The 22,107-nt window shown below is 28.3% G+C and carries 21 protein-coding genes; all 21 read left to right on the forward strand.

Annotated elements, in window-relative coordinates; genetic code table 11:
* A partial coding sequence (locus Q0F58_RS09420; RefSeq protein ID WP_294375513.1) for a transposase occupies positions 1-395 on the forward strand: 395 nt, incomplete at its 5' end.
* Positions 396-767: 372 nt separating this feature from the next.
* On the forward strand, positions 768-1,826 hold the full coding sequence (locus Q0F58_RS09425) for a hypothetical protein (protein WP_294375516.1): 1,059 nt from the start codon (positions 768-770) through the stop codon (positions 1,824-1,826).
* Between the two features lie 521 nt (positions 1,827-2,347).
* A complete protein-coding gene (locus tag Q0F58_RS09430) occupies positions 2,348-3,799 on the forward strand; it encodes a sugar transferase (RefSeq protein WP_294375521.1) in 1,452 nt (483 codons plus the stop codon).
* Between the two features lie 112 nt (positions 3,800-3,911).
* A complete protein-coding gene (locus tag Q0F58_RS09435; protein ID WP_294375524.1) occupies positions 3,912-4,694 on the forward strand; it encodes a glycosyltransferase in 783 nt (260 codons plus the stop codon).
* 14 nt (positions 4,695-4,708) lie between these two features.
* Positions 4,709-5,767 carry a glycoside hydrolase family 99-like domain-containing protein gene (locus Q0F58_RS09440; protein ID WP_294375529.1) on the forward strand — a complete coding sequence of 353 codons (1,059 nt, stop codon included), beginning with the start codon at positions 4,709-4,711 and terminating at the stop codon, positions 5,765-5,767.
* 52 nt (positions 5,768-5,819) lie between these two features.
* On the forward strand, positions 5,820-6,944 hold the full coding sequence (locus Q0F58_RS09445) for an EpsG family protein (RefSeq protein WP_294375532.1): 1,125 nt from the start codon (positions 5,820-5,822) through the stop codon (positions 6,942-6,944).
* A 3-nt stretch (positions 6,945-6,947) separates the two neighbouring features.
* Positions 6,948-8,084 carry a glycosyltransferase family 4 protein gene (locus Q0F58_RS09450; protein ID WP_294375536.1) on the forward strand — a complete coding sequence of 379 codons (1,137 nt, stop codon included), beginning with the start codon at positions 6,948-6,950 and terminating at the stop codon, positions 8,082-8,084.
* 253 nt (positions 8,085-8,337) lie between these two features.
* Positions 8,338-9,150, forward strand: coding sequence for a glycosyltransferase family 32 protein (locus Q0F58_RS09455; protein WP_294375539.1), 813 nt, complete (start codon positions 8,338-8,340; stop codon positions 9,148-9,150).
* On the forward strand, positions 9,147-10,397 hold the full coding sequence (locus tag Q0F58_RS09460; protein ID WP_294375542.1) for a hypothetical protein: 1,251 nt from the start codon (positions 9,147-9,149) through the stop codon (positions 10,395-10,397). Before Q0F58_RS09455 ends, Q0F58_RS09460 begins: the two co-directional genes overlap by 4 nt.
* Positions 10,390-11,841, forward strand: a complete 1,452-nt coding sequence (locus tag Q0F58_RS09465; RefSeq protein WP_294375544.1) for a lipopolysaccharide biosynthesis protein — start codon at positions 10,390-10,392, stop codon at positions 11,839-11,841. Before Q0F58_RS09460 ends, Q0F58_RS09465 begins: the two co-directional genes overlap by 8 nt.
* A 59-nt stretch (positions 11,842-11,900) precedes the next feature.
* Positions 11,901-12,977 carry a DegT/DnrJ/EryC1/StrS family aminotransferase gene (locus Q0F58_RS09470; protein WP_367118164.1) on the forward strand — a complete coding sequence of 359 codons (1,077 nt, stop codon included), beginning with the start codon at positions 11,901-11,903 and terminating at the stop codon, positions 12,975-12,977.
* A 129-nt stretch (positions 12,978-13,106) separates the two neighbouring features.
* The gene (locus tag Q0F58_RS09475) at positions 13,107-14,306 is read left to right on the forward strand and encodes an ATP-grasp domain-containing protein (protein WP_294375549.1); all 1,200 of its coding nucleotides are present in this window, start codon (positions 13,107-13,109) and stop codon (positions 14,304-14,306) included.
* Between the two features lie 14 nt (positions 14,307-14,320).
* A complete protein-coding gene (locus Q0F58_RS09480; RefSeq protein WP_294375552.1) occupies positions 14,321-15,268 on the forward strand; it encodes a hypothetical protein in 948 nt (315 codons plus the stop codon).
* Positions 15,269-15,333: 65 nt separating this feature from the next.
* Complete coding sequence (locus tag Q0F58_RS09485; RefSeq protein ID WP_294375555.1) at positions 15,334-16,326, forward strand: NAD(P)-dependent oxidoreductase; 993 nt, start codon at positions 15,334-15,336, stop codon at positions 16,324-16,326.
* 283 nt (positions 16,327-16,609) lie between these two features.
* Entirely contained in the window at positions 16,610-17,308 is a 699-nt protein-coding gene (locus Q0F58_RS09490) for a YveK family protein (RefSeq protein WP_294375557.1), read from the forward strand.
* On the forward strand, positions 17,308-18,084 hold the full coding sequence (locus Q0F58_RS09495) for a tyrosine-protein phosphatase (RefSeq protein WP_294375559.1): 777 nt from the start codon (positions 17,308-17,310) through the stop codon (positions 18,082-18,084). Before Q0F58_RS09490 ends, Q0F58_RS09495 begins: the two co-directional genes overlap by 1 nt.
* 98 nt (positions 18,085-18,182) lie before the next feature.
* The gene (locus tag Q0F58_RS09500) at positions 18,183-18,806 is read left to right on the forward strand and encodes a CpsD/CapB family tyrosine-protein kinase (RefSeq protein WP_294375561.1); all 624 of its coding nucleotides are present in this window, start codon (positions 18,183-18,185) and stop codon (positions 18,804-18,806) included.
* Complete coding sequence (locus Q0F58_RS09505; RefSeq protein WP_294375564.1) at positions 18,742-19,335, forward strand: hypothetical protein; 594 nt, start codon at positions 18,742-18,744, stop codon at positions 19,333-19,335. The genes Q0F58_RS09500 and Q0F58_RS09505 overlap by 65 nt, the downstream gene beginning before the upstream one ends.
* 153 nt (positions 19,336-19,488) lie before the next feature.
* On the forward strand, positions 19,489-20,802 hold the full coding sequence (locus Q0F58_RS09510) for an exopolysaccharide biosynthesis polyprenyl glycosylphosphotransferase (RefSeq protein ID WP_294375567.1): 1,314 nt from the start codon (positions 19,489-19,491) through the stop codon (positions 20,800-20,802).
* Positions 20,803-20,816: 14 nt separating this feature from the next.
* A complete protein-coding gene (locus tag Q0F58_RS09515; RefSeq protein WP_294375569.1) occupies positions 20,817-21,455 on the forward strand; it encodes a YveK family protein in 639 nt (212 codons plus the stop codon).
* A 9-nt stretch (positions 21,456-21,464) separates the two neighbouring features.
* The gene (locus tag Q0F58_RS09520) at positions 21,465-22,085 is read left to right on the forward strand and encodes a CpsD/CapB family tyrosine-protein kinase (RefSeq protein ID WP_294375571.1); all 621 of its coding nucleotides are present in this window, start codon (positions 21,465-21,467) and stop codon (positions 22,083-22,085) included.
* The last annotated feature ends 22 nt before the right edge of the window (positions 22,086-22,107 follow it).

Here is a 22,107-nt window from a genome sequence, read left to right on the forward strand (position 1 = left end):
TCACATTGGTGGATACACGAATTGAAAGACGTGGCATGTATCCACGAGAAATCGAAATGTATCAGAATGAACATTGTAAAGGCTGTCCATTCAAATCCCAGTGTACAAAGTCAAAAACAGGACGAACGATACAAAGGTGTCGAGAACTTGAAGCCTATAAAAATGAAGTCAAAGAAAATCTTTCGACAGATCAAGGTAAAAGGTACATGACGCAAAGAAGTATCTGGAGTGAAGGAATCTTTGGACAGATCAAAGAAGACAATCATTATGATAAATTACGCCGTCGTGGCATATCTGGTGTAAAATTGGAAATACTACTCGTATGTGTCGGTCATAATCTAAGAAGATATCACACCCGAAAACTAGAGTTTCAAAAAAGCAACAAATTAAATTAAGTCTCTAAGAGTTAAAAAAAGATGAAAATAGACATCTGTTTTTAGTGTGCCCAAAAAAGCAGTAAGGCTAGATGCGTATTTTCATTTTTTATTTAAATTAGAAGCTATAAGGCAAAAAGAAAGGAGCTGAACTCCGTAAGCAATAAAATTCACTTACTCGTTACAGCCCCTGTTTTTTTTTTTTTTTGGTTATAAAAACAATTGAACAAAAAATATTAAAATGCTGTATATAAAACATAATATGATCATGCAGTTATAAAAAAATTGCACAAATTAATTGATTGTTTGCATTTATTAACAATTTGATTAATTACCAAATGTTCCATGATATAGTAAGTATAGAGTATTACCTATAGAAAGGAACAAAAGGGTATGAAAAAATTATTAGGTGTATTATTGGCGTTGTTTATGTGTTGTGTACCAATTGGTATACAAGCAGAAGAGGAGGTGTTATCTTTTGAATATACGGGTCAAGAGATAGAGATTGACGGTGCAATTTGGTATCTAAATGAAGATAATGAATTCGTTTCTGGAACTCCAATTGATTGTGGAAAGTATCGTGCAATTTATTCAGATTATAGTTATGTTGATTATGAAATCACTCCAAAAGTAGTTCATGTAAATGTAAAATATAACAAGGATTGGAGACCAGGAGATCCAGAAGAAAACCGATATTTATGTGAGTATGATGGAGATCATGACTTTATATTAAGTTCTTATGTAAATGGTGATTTTAAAACAGATTACAATGATAACTACAAATTTGAATTTGAACCTAAGAATAAAAAGGATGTGAAAGTAATAAAAACTACTATAACACATCCAAATGTAGAATATGTTTATACTGGTTCTGATATTGTAATTGATAGTAATGTGGATTCTATTAGTCCAATTGCATTTAAGAATGTTGGAGAATACATTGTTAGTTTTAACGTTGATTCTAATTATTATGAATCCATTCCATTTAAGGTTACGATTCTACCTAAAACAGTACAGTTAAGGTTAAATAAGTTTCAAAAATATGTTGGAGAAAAAGATCCAGTATTAGAAACAGAGGATTACATATTAACGAGAGAAGTTGGCGAAGGTGTTGGCAATTATAAACTTAATGTAAAAAGTAAATCAAGAAATTATAGGTATAAAATCATTGAGAATGATATATTTACTATCTTAGAAAATAAAGCACAACAAATAAAACCAGAAGAAACAAACAAGCCTAGTAAGGAAGAAAAGAAGGAACCATCTAAACCAGAAATAGTACAAGAGAAAGAATATAAAACAGAAAGCAAAAAGAATGAAGAATCTACAAAAGAAAAATCAACTATTAAAACAGGTGTATCAAACGAAATACCATGGTTCTTATCTCTAATGACTATAAGTTCAATAGTAGTTATGTCTATATTGTTAAAGAAAAGAAATGTTAAAAGTTAAATAAGAAACAAATAGTGCCTTCACCTTGTTGTATGAGTGGAGGCTTTGTTTTATATTGGAGTCACTCAACAAGTGTATGCGTTTACATTTGATTGGTTATAAAAACGGTAAGCTGTATTATTTAAAATATTCTATATGTAAAGCAAATTTAATGAAATTTATTTTGTTTATCAATGTTTTTAATATTTGTTTTAAATAAAGTATATCTTTAACTTTTGTGCTTTTTGTGTGAATTTTCAGGTATTAAATGGTAATTGACATATTATATATATGGGATAAAATTATTAGGCAATAGTTTTATCGTGGGATAGGTGTGACTATTGTGAAGTAATAGGAATAACAAATGATACATTTAGATGATATTAGAAATAGCTGGCTTACCGCATTTTTAATTGATTCGTTCATCTTCTACAGTGTTATGGGTAGGGAGAAGTGTATCTAAAATTTCATATTTCATTGCTTATTAAGATTTTTAAAATTCTAAATAAGCTTTTTTTTATGTTTAGGAATGGGAGAGTAATATGTATAGGAAGAATGCAAATGGGTGGTTGAAACATATCGACTTTATGATATTGGATATGATATGTTTACAGCTTGCATTTATGATGGCCTATTTTATAAAGAATGGGAATATACATCTATATAACAATTTCTTGTATAGAAATATGGCTATCATAATAGAATTAGCAGATTTAATGGTTTTACTGATTTTTGGTACATTAAAGGGCGTATTAAAAAGAGGTCATTATCAAGAGTTTGTAAAAACATTAAAACATGCACTTATTGTTTGTTTTTTAGCTGTTCTATATTTATTTACAGTTCAAAAGGGAGTTTTCTTTTCTAGATTTATCTTGTTTTTAACTATTGGTATTTATTTTATATTGACATATATAGTAAGAGAACTGTGGAAGAGTCATATTAAAAAGGGTGTTAATAGTGGTAAAAGAAGAAAACTATTAATTGTTACTTCTAGTACTATTGCAAATAAAGTTATAGATAATGTTGAAAAGACGAATTATTCTCGTTATGACATTGTTGGTGTTGCTTTATTGGATAAGGATTTAATTGGAAATAAGATTGATAATATTTCTGTGGTAGCAAATAATGAAACAGTTGGTATGTATGCATGTAAAGAATGGGTAGATGAAGTATTGATTGTTTTACCTAAAGAAATTGCGTATCCAAATACGTTAATTGAACAATTAACATTGGCTGGTATTACAGTACATATGAATTTAGCTAAGGTAGTAAATTCACCGGGTAAGAAACAGTTTGTTGAAAAGATTGGTGATTATACTGTACTTACTACTAGTATTAATTATGCTTCATTAAATGAATTATTCTTAAAAAGAGTGTTTGATATTATCTGTGGCGCATTAGGATGCATATTAACTTTGATTATCTGCATCTTTATTGGACCTGCAATCTATATTGCTAGTCCAGGACCCATCTTCTTTTCACAAGAACGTGTTGGTAAGAATGGTAAGAAATTTAAGATGTATAAATTTCGAAGTATGTATTTAGATGCGGAAGAAAGAAAAGCAGAATTAATGAAAGACAATAAGCTTGGGGATGGAAAGATGTTTAAACTTGATTTTGATCCTCGGGTTATTGGAAATAAAGTAATGCCTGATGGATCTCATAAAACAGGTATTGGTGAATTTATTCGTAAAACGAGTTTAGATGAATTTCCACAATTTTTTAATGTATTAAAAGGAGATATGTCTATAGTAGGAACTAGACCTCCTTTAATATCAGAAACAAATCTGTATGAATATCAACATTTTGCACGATTAGCTATAAAACCAGGAATAACTGGTATGTGGCAAGTCAGTGGAAGAAGTGAAATTATAGATTTTGATGAAGTAGTTAAACTAGATAAATATTATATTGAGAATTGGAATCTTGGTTTAGATATTAAGATTCTATTAAAGACAGTACTAGTTGTAGTATGTAAAAAAGGAGCTGTTTAAAATTTAATTTTTTTCATACCATATATTTGGCAAAATATATGGTTCAAAATAGAATTAAATGCTGGTTTTATAGATTCTAATATATTTAACTTTAATGAAAAGAGGCGTTGTGATGAAATTATCTATTAGCATAGTGGGGTATAATAATTATGAAGATATAATGAATGCAGTAGTATCGATTGAGAAGTATACATCCCCAGTATTAACAAAACAAATTTTTATCATTGATAATGGGGTATCTGTTTCTCTTCCTGAAGATGTCGAAAAGTTTAGATACTTTTTGAAAGATTATCAAGATATTGAGTATATTGATGTAGGATCAAATATAGGATTTGGAAAAGGACATAATAAAATATTAAATGTTTTGAACAGTGAATATCACGCTATTGTAAATCCTGATATTATTCTATGTGAAGATTCTTTTACGAAAATTATTGAATGGATGGATGAAAATAAAGACATAGGAATGACTATACCTGTTTTAATTGATGAAAAAGGAAACATGCAACATGTTTATAGAAGAGAACTGACTATATTTGATGTGTTTAATCGTATGATCTTAAAAAATTATTTTAAGAAAAGGTCACAAAAACATATAATGCAAGATATGGACTATTCAAAACCGTTTCAAGTTCCTTTTGGGCAAGGTTCTTTTTTAGTTATTCGAAGCGATTTATTTAAGGCACTTAATGGTTTTGACGATAACTTTTTCATGTATTGTGAAGATGCAGATTTATGTAAACGGGTTAATAAAGTTTCTAAATTGATGTATTTTCCGGGTACAAAAGTAATACATAAATGGGAAAGAGGGTCACATAAAAATAAAGTTCTTTTTAAATATCATTTGAAAAGTATGAAATACTATTTTGCAAAATGGGGTTGGAAATTAGTTTAATTGGAGGATTGAAAATGAAATTTATAGCTATGCATTTACCACAATATCATGCAATACCAGAGAATGATAAATGGTGGGGTAAAGGGTTTACAGATTGGAATAATGTAAAAAAAGCAAAACCACTTTTTAAAGGTCATCAACAACCTTTAGTACCACTTGACGGTAACTACTATGATATGAAAGATTTAAATACTTTAAAGCAGCAGTCTATTTTGGCAAAGAAATTTGGTGTACATGGTTTCTGCTATTATCATTATTGGTTTAATGGAAAAATGTTACTTGAAAAACCTTGTGAGATTTTACTTAATAATCCTGATATTGATCAGAATTACTGTATGTGCTGGGCTAATGAAACATGGGCACGTACATGGGATGGTAAAGATACTGATATATTAATAAAACAAGAATTCGGTGGGTTAGATGATTGGAATCATCATATACAGTATTTTATTCCTTTTTTTAAAGATAAGAGATATATTAAAATTGATGGAAGACCAGTCCTTTTTTTCTACTCTTGCTCGCGTATTGAAAAATTTAATGAAATGATTGATTATTGGAATGACCAATTGAATATGGAGGGTTTAAAAAATATATATGTTGTTGAATTTGTGAATTCCTTTAATAATGGGAAACAAAAGATTAATTCTGATGTATTAGTTGAATTTGAGCCTCATTGTGCTTCAAGATATAGTGTATCAAATTTTGTAAAAGCTAAACGATTAATTTGTAAAAAGCTAGGCTTAACAGATATTCTTTCATATGATTATATATGGAAGAAATTAATAAATAATAAAGAAACTTATAATGGCAAAAGGTTATGGCGAGGTGCATTTGTCTCATTTGATAATAGTCCAAGAAAAGGAAAAAAAGGTATGATTTTAAAGGGTGCTACACCTGAAAAATTTGAAAAATATTTGAAAATGTTATGTGAAGATGATAGAAGAAATTATGTTGATGATATTGTCGTAATTAATGCATGGAATGAATGGGCAGAAGGAGCAGTATTAGAGCCCACAGAACAAAATAAGTATGCTTATTTAGAGAGTATTCAAAATTTAAATAGGATTTTATGAATATAATATTTAATTTAAAATAAATTATATATTATTTTTAGGAGGAACTATATTGCAAGTCTATTTTATAATTCTATTATTGATTATCCTTAGTTATTTTGTGTTACCTAGGAGATTATATTTAACTTTTACGTTATGCATTATTTCGTTTATTTTTTGCTGTAGAAACATTCATCTTGGATTAGGAGATGTTGATGGAACATATTATGTTCAATTTATAAATCTTACTAAGACTTCTTGGTTAGAAATCTTAAATCAATATTCTATCAAAAATGGGATAGCTTTTGCTTGTATCTCAAAATTATTCTCTAGTGTGGGCTTAAGTTATCAGTTTTTCATTGCAACATTATACGCATTCTTTATGTTTGTTTCAGGAAAAATTATAAAAGAATTCTCGAATAACTATTTATTGAGTGTAGTTATTTTATATACCTGCAGTTGTATATATGCCGCATCAATTATACGACAATATTTATCAATATCTTTTATTTTATTGATGGTTTTGTATTATTACAAAAAAAGTTATATTAAGTCTTTTATTATGTTTGTATTTGCTTTTTTTGTCCATTTTAGTGCAGTTGTTTTTTTACCTACGATTATGTTATTAATATATGAAAAAAAAAGAAAAAAATTAAATTTAGTTTTACCATTATTATTTATTATTTTAGGTTTTATATTTTCAAATTTTGGAAAAATAATTATTTTGAATGTTATAAAGGTTTTAAATCATCAAATGTATCAATATATATATGATGGAATTTATTCATTTGGTAACGATGTTTCTTTGATTTGGTTTATGATTTTATTTGTTTCAGTCTTTTTATATTTTTTATTAAATGGATTGAGCTTTGAAAATATATATTCGCATATATATTTGAATATAAAAAAAAGAGGGTATTTAACGAATGATGATAGCATTAATTATGACATGTATTTTTTTGTTTCAATAGGAATCGCTTGTTATTTATTATCTAACATCGTTGCTGAATTTTATAGAGTTAGCCAATATTTTTCAATTTTTAATATGATTTTATTACCGAATATGATATGTCAAATTAGATATCATAAGAATAGAGAAATAGTGACAGTTTTATGTATAATTTTATTCTTTATTTATATGTTAATGTCACCAGTGAAAAATCTTAATTTTAGCAAATTTTTATTTTTTTGGGGGTAAGAAATGAGTAAAGTGTATAAAGCATTTTTTTATTTATTTTCGTCAATCAGAACTATTTTATTTTTAGTTTTTCGGTATAACAAAAATTTAATGGGAAAAGGTTATAAAAAGTATGTACTTTTGCTTTCAAGAGATATGTCTATGTCGGGAGCACCTTTGGTTTTGATGGATATTGCAAAATATTTTGAAGAAAATGATTATGAAGTTATACTTATGTATAAGTATGATGGAAGATTAAGGCATGAGTGTAATTATAAAAAATTTTGCACATTCTTTTTTCAAGCTGTTATTCAAAAGCTTGTAATAAATTGTAAATTTGACTGTATATTTGTAAATACTATAGCTAATTGTGAATGGATTAGCTACTTCGAGAAAAATAATATAAAGTATAATCTATGGATTCATGAAGGTGATGAATATTTTTCAAAATATTATAAACGTTTGCCAAACAAGCTTCAAAATTGTAGAATTTTTTCAGTTAGTGATATATGTGAAGTCGCTATAGAAAAATATGGTTTTAATTATAATTCAATTCAAATGCCTTATCCTTATGAATATTCGACAAAGGTAGATAAATATGATTTCGCGAAAGCGAAGAAAATAATTCTGATTGTTGGTAGTATATGCAAAAGAAAAAATCAAATGGAGTTAATAAAAGCATTAGATTTATTAAATGAAGATTTAAAAAAAGATATAAAAGTTCTAATTGTAGGTAGTTCAATTGATAAAGAATATAGTAAAAAATTAATAAAAAGTACAATGCATATAAATTTCGTAGAATATATTGATTATCTAGATCATAATAAATTAATGGATTTGTATAATGACATTTATTTATCTGTTTGTTGTTCAACCGATGACCCTTTGCCTGTTACAATTACTGAAGCTATTTTTGCACATAGATTAGTTCTTGTAAGTTCAGGTACAGGTCATTATGAATATATACAAAATAATATAAATGGATTTACGTATAATGTGAATGATATTTATCAACTTGCAAAAAGAATTGAGGAAATATTAAATTTATCTCCTGAAAAATACTTAGAAATTACAGATAAAGCTTATATAAGTTTTGAGAAGAAGTTTGATAAAAATAGTTTTTATGATATTTTAAACAGTAATTTGTTGAGATGCTCTTAAATTGGTGAAAAATTGATGAAAATAGTGCAATTTTAGAGAAACTTATATTGGAAACTAGAATTTATATTATTAATTGAACGTTTGTGTTTAGATATCATTGTTTATTAGTATAGTATTACTTTACTTTTTAAAATATATCGATATTATAAAATTTAAACTAAGACAGAATAATTTTTTATGTTGTTAATATGAATTTATACATAATAAAATGATTTGATATGTCAAAATTAGATATAAAGGAGGATTGTATAATATGAGTAAAGTGAAAATACCTAAAATAATACATTATTGTTGGTTTGGTGATAATACTTTAGATGAAAAATCAATTGAATGTATTGATTCCTGGAAAAAATATTGCCCAGATTATAAAATAATTGAATGGAACGAAAATAATTTTGATATTAATTGCTGTTCATATGTGCAAGAAGCATATAGTAAAAAAATGTGGGCATTTGTGAGTGACTTTGCTAGATTTTGGGTATTATTTAATTATGGAGGTATTTATTTTGATACAGATGTTAAAATGTTGAAAAATATAGATCCTTTAGTAAAGATGGGACCATTCATGTGTTGGGAAGAAAATGGAGATGCCGAAGATGGACCATATGTTGCGCCTGGTTTGGGACTTGCATTCGAAAAAAATAATCCACTGTGTAAGGAAATTGTTGAGAGATATAGAAAAATTCATTTTATTGATTCAAATGGCTTGATTGATACTTATAATAATAATGTTGTTATGATTACTTCAAATATTTTAAGTGAACACGGTTTAAGTTATGACAAAAGTTATCAGGTGATTAATGGAGTTAACATATATCCCCCAGATTTTCTTTGTCCAATGAATAAATTTGATGGTAAAATTAATATTACCGATAATACTTATACAATTCATTTATATTCGGGATCATGGGTTACAAACCAGGAAAAAAAATGTTATACTTTTGAAAAAAATCATAAATATTTAAAGACTCTAATACTTTATAAACTAATTAAGAGCTTTTATTGTTATGGTTTAAAATCAACTTTTTTTAAGATATATAAAAAAGTAATGAAAGAGGAAAAATGAAGACTTATATTTTTATGTCTGGGATAGCTAATATAATTGCTGGTGGACCTATTTATAATTCAAATAAAATAAAAACACTTGAAAATAATGGATGGAATGTCATTGTATTCCCAACAAATTTTGGGAAAATTTATATAAAGCCATTGGAAAAATATAATTCTGATAAGTATAAGTTTTTAAACTATTCACCGCATATTTTTAGTAAAAGAAAAATAAATAATTTTATAGAAACTATGGTAGATAAAATACAACCAAGTGAAAGCATTGTAATAGAAACTGGTACAGATTTCACTGCACTATGGGGAGAATTATTAGCAAAAGAAATAGGTGCAAGACATATTGTAATGTTTTTGGATGAGAAAAATGATAATGTGAATAATTATACATTCTCATTTTATGAGTTTAAATATAAGAGAAATGAACTCTATTCAATTTCGAAAGAATCTTTATTGTATATTTTTGGAAAATATTTTAACATTAAAGATCCTGAAAAAAATGTATGGAATGCTTGGTGTTCAAATGTTGTTGCAGATGAAGATTCAGATATTAGAAATCAATTACCTAAAGCAGATTTTATGATTGGTTCTATAGGAAGATTAGATAAGCCATTTGTACTTAATATTATCAATGGTGTATGTTCATTTGCTAATATTCATTCAGATATTTGTGTAGGATTATGTTTTTTTGGTGGTGCAGATGAAAAAACGGTTTCTGATATTAAGTCTAAATTTAAAAAATGTCCAAATATTAAACTTTTTATAAGTGGGTATATTTGGCCGATTCCCAAAAGTATTTTCAATTTATTTGACGTTTTTGTCTCTGGTGCAGGTAGTGCAGTTGCATCAGCTAATATGGGTGTGACTACAGTGGATATGGATGTAATTACTAATTCACCAAATGGATTTATTGATAATCTGAATAATGTTCATTGTACTAAATTAAGTGGAAAAAATGATTTATTAAATTATTTAGAATCTGTGTATATGAATGACAAGATTCCGGAAATAATTAATAAGTCAAGTATAGATCAAAAATGGCAAATTATATGTAATGATTTTAATAAACAAATTGAACATGTAGAAAATTTAAGCTCCCCATTAGAATATTTTGACACATCAAAAATCTCAGATCATAGTGTAATAAGAAAAATACAATTTTTATTAGCTCATCTTTTGAGCTTTAGAGCGTTTTTGATTGTTCAAGAAACGTATTATAGATTAAGGAAGTTACTTAAAGTGTATGAATAGTTTTAATTCAAATAATGTAATGAAAAATTTTATTTGGCGATTTGCAGAACGTTGCGGTGCGCAAGTAGTGACTTTTGTTGTTTCTATTATTTTAGCTCGTATCTTGTCGCCATCTGATTACGGTAAGATAGCTTTAATTACAATTTTTACTACAATATTACAAGTTTTTGTAGACAGTGGTTTAGGAACAGCTCTAATACAAAAAAAGAATGCTGATGATTTAGATTTCTCTTCAGTATTTTATTTTAATTTTGTAGTCTGTATTGTTCTCTATGTATTGATGTTTTTTTCGGCACCATGTATAGCTTCTTTTTATAAAGATTATACGCTTACTCCAATCATACGAGTAATAAGTTTAACAATTATTATTTCCGGTGTAAAAGGGATTCAACAGTCTTATGTGTCTAAGAATATGCTTTTTAAAAGATTTTTTTATTCTACACTCGGAGGCACTATTTTTTCAGCTTTTTTTGGTATAGGATTGGCATACGCAGGTTTTGGAGTATGGGCTATTGTTGCTCAGCAATTATCAAATGCTTCTATAGATACGCTAATTTTGTGGATTACTGTAAAATGGCGACCAAAAAAGATGTTTTCTTGGAAACGTTTAACTGAATTGTTATCATTTGGATGGAAAATGTTAGTTTCATCATTGTTAGAAACTTTATATGTAAATATTCGAAGTTTAATAATTGGAAAGATGTATTCATCATCAGATTTAGCATTTTATAATCAAGGAGATAAATTGCCTAATGTAATTATTAATAATATAAATACTTCTATTGATAGTGTTTTATTGCCTACACTGGCAAATGAGCAAGATGATAGAGAACGTGTAAAAAACATGACAAGAAAAGCTATAAAAATTAGCACATACATAATTGCTCCACTTATGATGGGATTGGCATTTTGTGCAAAAACAATTGTTCAAATAATTTTGACTGACAAATGGTTACCATGTGTTCCTTTTTTACAAATATTTTGTGTTACGTATATGTTTTACCCTATTCACACTGCTAACCTTAATGCAATTAAAGCAATGGGAAGAAGTGATTTATTTTTAAAATTAGAGATTTTAAAAAAATTTGTTGGAATGATATTATTAATTTCTACAATGTGGTTTGGGGTCATGGCAATGGCATATAGTCTGTTAATAAGTACATTCACTAGTATGATTATAAATTCTTGGCCGAATAAAGAACTTTTAAATTACAGTTTTAAAGAACAAATGGTAGATATTTTCCCGTCAGTTTTATTATCATTGTTAATGGGCATGTGCGTATCTTTTGTGAATATACTTAACTGTACAAATATCGTGTCTTTATTAATTCAAGTTTTTTTAGGAGGTTTTATCTACTTAATAGGATCTTACATATTTCATTTGGATTCATTTGAATATTTGGTAGATGTTCTTAAATCAGTAATTAATAAAAAATTAAATTAGATTTTACTTTAAAGAAAAGAGGAAATTTTATGAAAAATATTTTAGTTACTAGGTCTTCTATGCCTTCTTATGAAGAATATTGTGAAGAAATTAAAGAGCTATGGACAAGTCATTGGTTGACAAATATGGGTGTAAAACACAATAAATTGCAATCAGAGCTAGAAGATTATTTAGGTATTTCGAATGTAGTTTTATACACTAATGGGCATTTAGCATTAGAAAATGCAATTGCAGCGTTGAATTTGCCTGAAGGTGGAGAAGTTATTACTACGCCTTTTACGTTTGCTTCTACTACTCATGCGATTGTAAGAAATGGATTGGTTCCGGTTTTTTGTGATATTAAAGAAGATGACTATACTATTGATACAGTTAAGTTAGAACAATTAATTACAGATAAAACAGTAGCCATTGTTCCGGTTCATGTATACGGTAATATGTGTAATGTAGAAGAAATTGATCGTATTGCCAAAAAATATGGCTTGAAAGTTATTTATGATGCAGCACATGCTTTTGGTGTTAAATACAAAGGAGTATCATCTGCTTGTTTTGGAGATGCTTCAATGTTTAGTTTTCATGCGACAAAAGTTTTTAATACAATTGAAGGTGGTTGTGTATGTTTTAAAGATGATAAATTTGTAACACTTTTAAATGATATGAAAAATTTTGGTATTCATGGCCCAGAATCTGTTCAATATGTTGGTGGAAATGCTAAGATGAATGAATTTCAAGCAGCTATGGGTATTTGTAATTTAAGACATTTAAATGAAGAAATTGCAAAAAGAAAAAGAGTTGTTGAAAAATATAGAAGCAGACTTGAAGGGGTTGAAGGTATAAAATTATCATCAATCCAAAAAGATGTCGAAAGTAACTATGCATATTTTCCTGTTGTATTTGATGGATATAAATATACTAGAAATGAAGTATTTGAGAAATTAGCTGAAGTAGGAATTGGTGCTAGAAAATATTTTTATCCTTTAACAAATAGTTTTGAATGTTATCGTAATTATCCAACTGCAGGAACTGAAAAAACTCCAATAGCACAACATATGGCACTGAGAGTATTAACTCTTCCTTTATATGCGGATTTATCTTTAGAAGATGTAGATAGAATATGCGATGTCATTTTGGGGATTTAGGCAAAAGTTATAGATACTCATTTTGTGTTACACAATAGTCTCACGAAGTTGTAATTTATGTAATCGAAATATTTTTTAATAACAATAGTATATAAGTATAATTGTTTAATTTTGTAAAAAGGAGATTAAATGAAAAAATTAATGATCTTGGGAGGAGCTAGATATGCTCTACCTGTAATTGACGCAGCTAAAAAGTTAGGAGTTTATACTATAACCGCTGATTATTTACCTGATAATATTGCACATAAGTATTCTGATGAATATGTAAATGTAAGTATTATTGATAAAGATAAAACATTAGAAGTTGCAAAAAAACTTAATATTGATGGTATCATGTCATTTGCATGTGATCCTGGAGTAATAACTGCAGCATATGTTGCTGAAAAAATGGAACTTCCAAATGTTGGCCCCTATGAATCTGTGTGTATTTTACAAAACAAAGGAAAATTCCGTAAGTTTTTGCAGGAAAATAATTTTAATGTTCCAACTGCTAGGAGTTATACAAACGTAGATGATGCATTAGATGATGTAAATTTATTTCATTGGCCTGTAATAGTTAAACCAACGGATTCTGCAGGAAGTAAAGGTGTTACCAAAGTAGATAACCCTAAAAATTTAGAATCAAGCATAAATTATGCTCTTTCCTATTCTCATACAAATGAATTCATCATTGAGGATTTTATTAAACAACTTGGTTATTCATCAGATACAGATAGCTTCTCCGTAGATGGAGAATTGAAATTCGTTTCTTTTAATTGTCAAAGGTTTGATAGTAAGGCCAAAAATCCGTATACTCCTGCTGCGTACAGTTGGCCTTCTTCTATGACAAGTGTACACCAAAAAGATTTAAAAGAAGAAATACAAAGATTAATCAAATTATTAAATATGAAAACATCAATTTATAATATTGAAACACGAGAAGGAACAGATGGAAAGGCATATATTATGGAATTATCACCAAGAGGTGGTGGTAATAGGTTAGCTGAATGTATAAGGTATTCAACTGGTGTAGATATTATTACAAATATGGTAAAATATTCCGTTGGTTTACCTATAGATGAAGTAGAACAGCAACCATATAATGGGTTTTGGGCAGAAATAATTTTGCATAGTGATAAACCAGGTGTGTTTAAAGAAATTTATGTTTCTGATGAGATTTCTAAAAATATTTTTGAGTTAGATGTTTGGGTTGATGAAAATACAAATATTGGTGGTTTTGAAGCAGCTAATGAAGCTATTGGTACTGTTATTTTAAAATTTGAAACTCAAAAACATTTAGAAGAGGTTCTAAATAATCAAGATAAATATATAAAAGTTATTTTAAAGTAATAAAGGTGAAATGTATGGAGATAGGTGGATTTATTGAATTTCCCACATATAATGGAGAAATATACCATAATAAAGCAGTTGCATTGAACAGTGCAAGAAATTGTCTAGCATATTTGATTGAGACTAGAAAGATAAAGGAAATTGCTTTACCAAAATTTTTATGTGCATCTGTTGAACAGATTTGCAAAAAATATAATGTATTTATTAATTATTATTCAATAGGTTTAGATTTTCTTCCTATAGGCATAGATTTAAATGATAATGAATGGCTTTATTTAGTAAATTATTATGGACAAATTGATAAACAACAAATTCAAATAATGAAAAATACATATAATCATATCATTATTGATAATGTTCAAGCTTTTTTTCAAATGCCTATAAAAGGTGTAGATACAATTTATACGTGTAGAAAATATTTTGGTGTTCCTGACGGGGCATATTTGTATACAGAAGCATTACTTCCTAATGAATTGGAATATGATAAATCATCTAAACGTTTGACACATTTATTTGGACGATTTGAAGAAACTGCAAATAGGTATTATAATGATTATGTGGATAATGAAGAATTAATTGAAAATTTACCTTTACGTAAGATGTCTAAAATCACAGAGAATATTTTACGTTCTATTGATTATGATAATGTAAAGTTTATTAGAGAACAAAATTTTCAGTTTTTAGACAATGAATTTTCATGTTTGAATAAACTGAAAGTAAAAGAAGTAGAAGGTCCATTTATGTATCCATTATATATATCGAACGGAAATGAGATAAGGAAAAAATTACTGGAACAAAATATTTATATTCCTACACTATGGCCAGATGTTTTTAAATTATGTAAAGAAACAGAATTAGAATATGATATGGCAAAAAATATCTTACCACTTCCTTGTGATCAAAGATATGATATTGAAATGCTAAAATTGCTTGTTAATGAAATTAAAAAATTAAATAGTTAAGGAATCGAAGTAGATATTGTGCTTAAACACAATTTATAAACAAAAATCAAGGAGATTAGATTAAAATGAAAAAAATAATAATTTTTGGAGCTACAGGTAATGTTGGTTCTTACGTACATAAGTATGCATGTGAGTATTTTAAGGGTAAGTATGAAGTAATAGCTTCTGGTCATCGACAAACAGATTTTTTTGAAAAACATGGACATAAATATGTTTCAGTAGACATTAGTAAACCAGAAGAATTTTCAAAATTGCCCCAAGATGATGTGCATGCAGTCATAGATTTAGCTGCCCAAATTCCATCATATATGAAAGGATATGAACCTGAAAAATATATTAACTCAAATATTATGGGTGCTTATAATGTATTAGAATATTGTAGAAAAGTACATGCAGATCGTATCTTATTTTCAACAACAGTTTTCGATATTTCTTTATCAGCAACTAATGGAACTGTTTTGAAACCGAATACACCTTATAATTTTAGTTATAAAGGTGATCATGCAGTTTATGTTATTACAAAGAATACTGCGATTGAATTTATGAAACATTATTATGCAGAATATGGACTTAAATATTTTATATTTCGATTTCCAACGATTTATAACTACAGTCCATATCATTATTATCATCCAAATGGAGTAAAAAAGCTTCGACCCGTTTACAGCATGATAGATAAAGCTATGAAAGGGGAACCTATCGAATTATGGGGCGATCCAAATTATGCTAAAGATATGGTTCATGTATATGATTGTGCACAAATGCTTTGTAAAGCAGTGGAAGTTAATCGTGATAATGGATGGTATAATGTAGGTACAGGTGTCCCTGTTACTTTGAAAGAGCAAATTGAGACAATAATAAAAGTTTTTTCACCTGTAGATCATCCATCAAGAATTATCTATCGTCCAGATAAAACAGCTGGTGGTGGGTTCTTAATGGATGTTAAAAATGCTAAAGAAGAATTAGGATATGAGCCTAAGTATGATGTGGAAGCACTTTTCAAAAATTATAAAGAGGAAATGGAGATTAATAGATTTAAGGAACTTAGAGGACAATAATTGTATTGTTATACAAAAATAATTGAGTAAAATAAAGTTTTGTTTTAACCACAATTGAGGAACCTAATTAAATAAAATTTAATAATAGTTTATTGAGAGTGAAATTTATTAAATATTGATGGACCAGTCTTTAGAAATAAAATTACTAAAGACTAGTCCATTTTAAAATTTTTTATTAATTTCCTGTTTTGTAAAATAAATGATTAAATTTATGAATGAATAATGTACTACAACGTAAATGTATACTTAATGCATTAATTACAGTTGTTTTAAGGGAGGATTTATGGATTATAATAGATTAAAAAAAGATGACATTTTAGAAGATGAAACTATAGATTTAATTGAGTTATTTCGTTCAATTTTGAAACATATTAAATTGATTATTTTTCTTATCTTACTATTTGCTTTTTGTGGTTTCTTTGGAACAAAGTTATTGATTGAGCCAACGTATACGGCTAGTACATCAATTTACTTAACTCCACAGATTAGTGAGAGTGGGTCTTTGGATTATAATTCGCAGATGGCCAATAGTAAATTGGTTACGAATGCTGTAAATTTATTAACGCAGAACAATATTATGTCTGAGGTAGCCAAAGATGTTGGATTAGAGAGTGCTGAAAGTGTTAAAAATCTTGTTTGTGTGACAAATGAATCTAATACAGAGATTATCACAATTTCTGCTACTACAACAGATCCTAAATTATCTAAGGATATCGCAAATGATACAGTAAGTACGTTTATTCGTACAATGCAGAAGAATTTGAATGTTCGTAATATTGAGGTTGTTGATAAGGCTAAATTGTCTTATATTCCTAGTGGACCGAATGTGAAGAAAAATACATTACTTGCTACTATGGTTGGTTTTGTGCTTGGTTGTGGTTATGCAATATTGAGATTCTTTTTTGATAATCGTTTACGTACAAAGGAAGAGGCAGAAAAATATTTGGGTATTCCAGTATTCTGCGAGATTCCTGAACTATAATGGCTAAGTATATTGATTTGCATTCTCACATTGCTTGGGGTATTGATGATGGTATGCCTTCAATTGAGGTTGCAGTAAAAGCTCTAGAGTTAGCTAAGGATGATGGTATTGTAGGTATTTGTAGTACACCGCATTTTATTCCTGGTCAATTAGATGTTCATATCTATAATGAAATGGTGACTCGTCAATTGGAATTAAGAAAGATGAGTCCTATCCCTATTTATTTTGGTGGGGAAGTTATGATGAATAGTGAATTCATTGAAGGATTGGAATTAGATTTATATCCAACTTTGAATAGTAGTAAATACATGTTGGTTGAATATAATGTTCTTCGTGATATTCACTCTATTGATTATAGAGATGAATGTTTATATGAATTGAAGATGAAGGGATTTGTTCCTGTACTTGCTCATATTGAAAGATATTTTCATGAAGGGCTAGATTATTCAATCATTGATCATTGGGTAGATATGGGTTGTATACTACAAATGAATCGTACTTCTATTCTTGGTGTAAATGGAAAGAAAATACAATCGAATGCACTAGAATTATTAGACAATGGATATTGTGATGTAATTTGTACAGATACACATAGAGCTACAGGAAATAGAATTGAACAATTGAGTGATGTATATTCAGTTGTTTCTAAGCGTATTGGTTTTGAGAATGCGGATATCTTATTTTATGAGAATCCTAAGTTATTGTTGAGTAATAAAGAGATATTAAATATTGAGGTTGAAAAGAAAAAGAAACTGTTTGGTTTCTTTGGGAGATAAAAATGGCAAGAAAGAAAAGAAATCAATTTGATGTGGATGAAATCTATCGTGGATTACGTACTAATATTGAATTTAGTCAAATGGATGATGCGATTCAAGTGATCAACGTAGTAAGTACAATTCCTAATGAAGGTAAGAGTACAATAGCTTGTAATTTAGCTCGAATTATGGCAGCTAAGTATAAAAATGTTTTATTAATTGATTGTGATTTAAGAAATGCTTCAGTTCATAAAACATTACATATTTCAAATCGTTCTGGATTAACGAATATTATTTCAGAATTTAGAGAAGGTACAAGTATTCAATCTTATGAAGGAGTACAAAACATTCAATTTGATGGAGGCTTTACTCTATCCGTTATTACTGCAGGTCATAGAGTACCAAATCCTAGTGAAGTATTAGGGTCTAAAAGATTGGCTAAATTTTTAGATCAAGCACGTAAAGAGTTTGGATATATTATTATTGACTGTCCACCAGTTGCGGTAGCATCTGATGCTATTCCATTATGTAATGTAAGTGATGGAGTATTATATGTAGTTGACTCTAAAACTTCTGATAAACGTAAAGTTAAAGCAGCTATTAATGATGTACAACGTAATGGTGGTCACGTCATGGGTGTTGTATTAAATAAAGTTGAATCAGCAAGTGACAGTAATTATGGATATGGCTACGGATATGGTTATGGAGGAGAAGACAATGGTAAAAAGAAGAAAAAGAAATAGTTTTATTATCTTAGCTTCTACTCTATTACTAACTGGATGTGGAAATAAAGAACTTGTAATTACGCAAAACGACATTCTAGAAGTCGCAAGAGACGATGCTAATGCCACTAAAAAAGAATGTTCTAACGTATCTATTCAAGAAGAGAAGAAATACTATACAGTAACCTTTGAAACAACAACTGGATCTTATGAATATAAGATTGGTAAAGATGGTATTATACAAGAAAGAAATTATAAAAAAAGCAATAGTGAAGAAGTTACTACTAGTGAACCTGTAGAAAAGAAGGAAGAAACTGAAACAAAGAAAGAAGAAGAGAAACCATCAACTTCTTTTGATGCAAATCAACAACAAGCTATTAATGCTGCTCTATCTAATGCAGGACTAGGACAAGAAGATGTAACAGATATTGGTTGTACTATAGATGAGGCAACGCAACAATATACAGTTACGTTTACATTCCAAGATATTCATAATACGGCAATGGTTGATGCAACAACATTCACTGTATTATCTTCAGTCCAGAGTTAATATTCGATAAAGAAAAGAACACTTTATGCTTAACGCTTACATAAAGATTTGTCCTTTTCTTTTTTTTTTAGTATAATAGTTGAGTCATATGGAGTTGATGTTTTAATGTCAAAAATAGGAAGTTTAAAAATAACAATCGAAATTGTTTTTTTTATGTTTATTATACAATTTTCTGGATATAGTTTAGAGACTTGTTGTAAATTATGTATATTATATTTTTTAATGCAAATACTGATTGGAAGATATCAAGGAAAAGTTTTATTAATGTATGATGAAATTCGTTTGATTATTTTAAGTCATATTGGTTTTTTCATTGGAAGTTTTCTTGTTTTTCCAATTAGTACTTGGACGATTAAGAAATTCTTCGGATTTGTTTTATTAACTTGTGTTTTATTGGTTTTTGCAGGATGTAATTCTAGATATTCTCATAAAATATTTAGAAAATGGTTTAAACATAATACGCTGATTGTTGGTGTTGGACATACTGCAGAAAAATTAGGAATGGTGTGTTTTGGAAATGGATACTCACTTTTAGATGTAATAGGTTATGTTAATTGCAATAATTCAAAAAAAGTTAAGTATATTCAACAGGAACAAATAGTAGATGTGAATAAAACATATGATTTAGATTCTATTTGTTCCATAATCAAAGAAAAAGATATAGATACAGTATTGATTGCAATTCCTGAAATGGATAGTGAAGATTTAAATGCAGTATTTGAAGTATTTAAAAATAAAGTGGCAGTAATTAAATATTTACCACAAGTAAATGGCTTAGTAACTTTTGATACTAATGTAGAGGATTTTGATGGAATCTTAATGATATCAAATTCTCGTGGATTAAAACATTTCTTATCTTATGCATTAAAACGTATAATGGATATCTGTGCTGGACTATGTGGTTTGTTACTTTTAATACCATTGACAATCTTTGTCTTCATTAAAAACCGTAAAGAAGGAGATAGAGGTCCAATTTTCTTTATGCAGAATCGAATTGGAAAAAATGGAAAAGAATTTAAAATGTTTAAATATCGTACTATGGTAATCGGGGCAGATAAGATCCTTGAAGAATTAATGGAAAAAGATCCAGCCATTCGAGAAGAATATACAAAGAATAAAAAATTAGTGAATGATCCACGTATTACAAGTGCAGGTAAATTCTTACGTGAAAAGAGTTTAGATGAATTTCCACAATTTATTAATGTATTGTTTGGTCAAATGTCTTTAATTGGACCTCGCCCATATTTACCAAGAGAAAAAGAAGATATGGGAGACTATTATTATGATGTCATCGCATGTAAGCCTGGTATAACGGGTATGTGGCAAAGTCATGGAAGAAGTGAGGTTGATTTTGAACATCGTTTATTGTTGGATGGATATTATTATAGAAACTGGTCATTCTGGTTGGATGTGACATTGTTATTTAAAACTATTAAACAAGTGCTATATGGTAGAGGAGCAGTATAGAAAGGAAATAATTTATGAATAACGATTATATGAATGATGAAATGGAAATTGATTTGATAGAGTTATTGAAACATCTATTAAGAAATATTAAAACAATATTAGTTGTAACATTGGTTTGTGGTTTAATCACTTTTGGAGTAACACAATTTATTTTACCTAAAAGTTATACTTCAAGTACAGACATTACTATTATTCCTCAAGGTGAATTATTAGATTATACGCCTTATTTGAATGGAAATGTAGTTTTAGAAAGAGTTGGTTCTGAAACGAATATTGATGTAGATACACTTTTACAAAATATTGTTATTACGCGCGATGAAAGTAATCCATATAACTACAATATTACAATAACTACAAATAATCCCAAATTATCTTATCGTGTTGTTAAAAATGTTGTTAAAGCCTTTAAAAAAGAGATGATGTCCGATTTAGGTTTAAGCAGTGTGGCAATTGTGAATGAGGCACAAGTTAACGCAACGCCTGTAAGCCCAGATGTAAAAAAGAATACTTTAATAGGAACTTTAATTGGCTTAGTTCTAAGTGTTCTTTATTTTGTGCTGCGTTTCTTATTTAATAAACATTTTATTAACGATAAAGAAGTCGAAATGTTTTTAGGGGTAGATGTTTTGGCTGAGATACCAATGGAGAAATAGGAGAAAATAATGGAACATAATATATCGAGTAGTTCGGCTTATCGAAAACTACGTACTAATATTGAATATAATGAAAAACATCCGCATATTCATAGTGTATGTTTAACTGGTGCAGACCATGGGGCAGGGGCTACAACGGTTTCAGTTAATTTGGCGAATTGTTTTGTTGCAAACACTTCAAAAGTGTTATTGTTGGATTGTAATATAAAGGATCCACACATTCATGAATGCTTTAATGTTAAGAATGATTTTGGTTTAACAGATATTTTAGAGGATAATGATTATACTAATTATTTGAAATATACTAAAGTAATTAAAAATAGCTATTCATACAATGAATTACATGTTATTACAGCGGGTAATGAGAGAAAACATCCAATTGATTTATTGAGTGGACAGTGTTTTAAGGAATTTATGCAGTTAATGAAATCTGAATATGATTTTATTATTGTGGATTGTCCGAGTTTAGAAATCTGTAGTGATGTAATTCCAGTAAGTCATTTGGTGGATGGAACAATACTTGTTGTATCATTACCTGAAACAGATAAAAATATGGCTAAAAAGTCTATAGAACGTTTAAAAAGAAATGGTGCTGAAGTATTAGGTACTGTATTAAATAAAGTGGAATAGGCATATATCCTATTCCTTTTTT

The organism is uncultured Clostridium sp. (genome assembly GCF_934754915.1).
Classification (GTDB): domain Bacteria; phylum Bacillota; class Clostridia; order Clostridiales; family Clostridiaceae; genus Clostridium.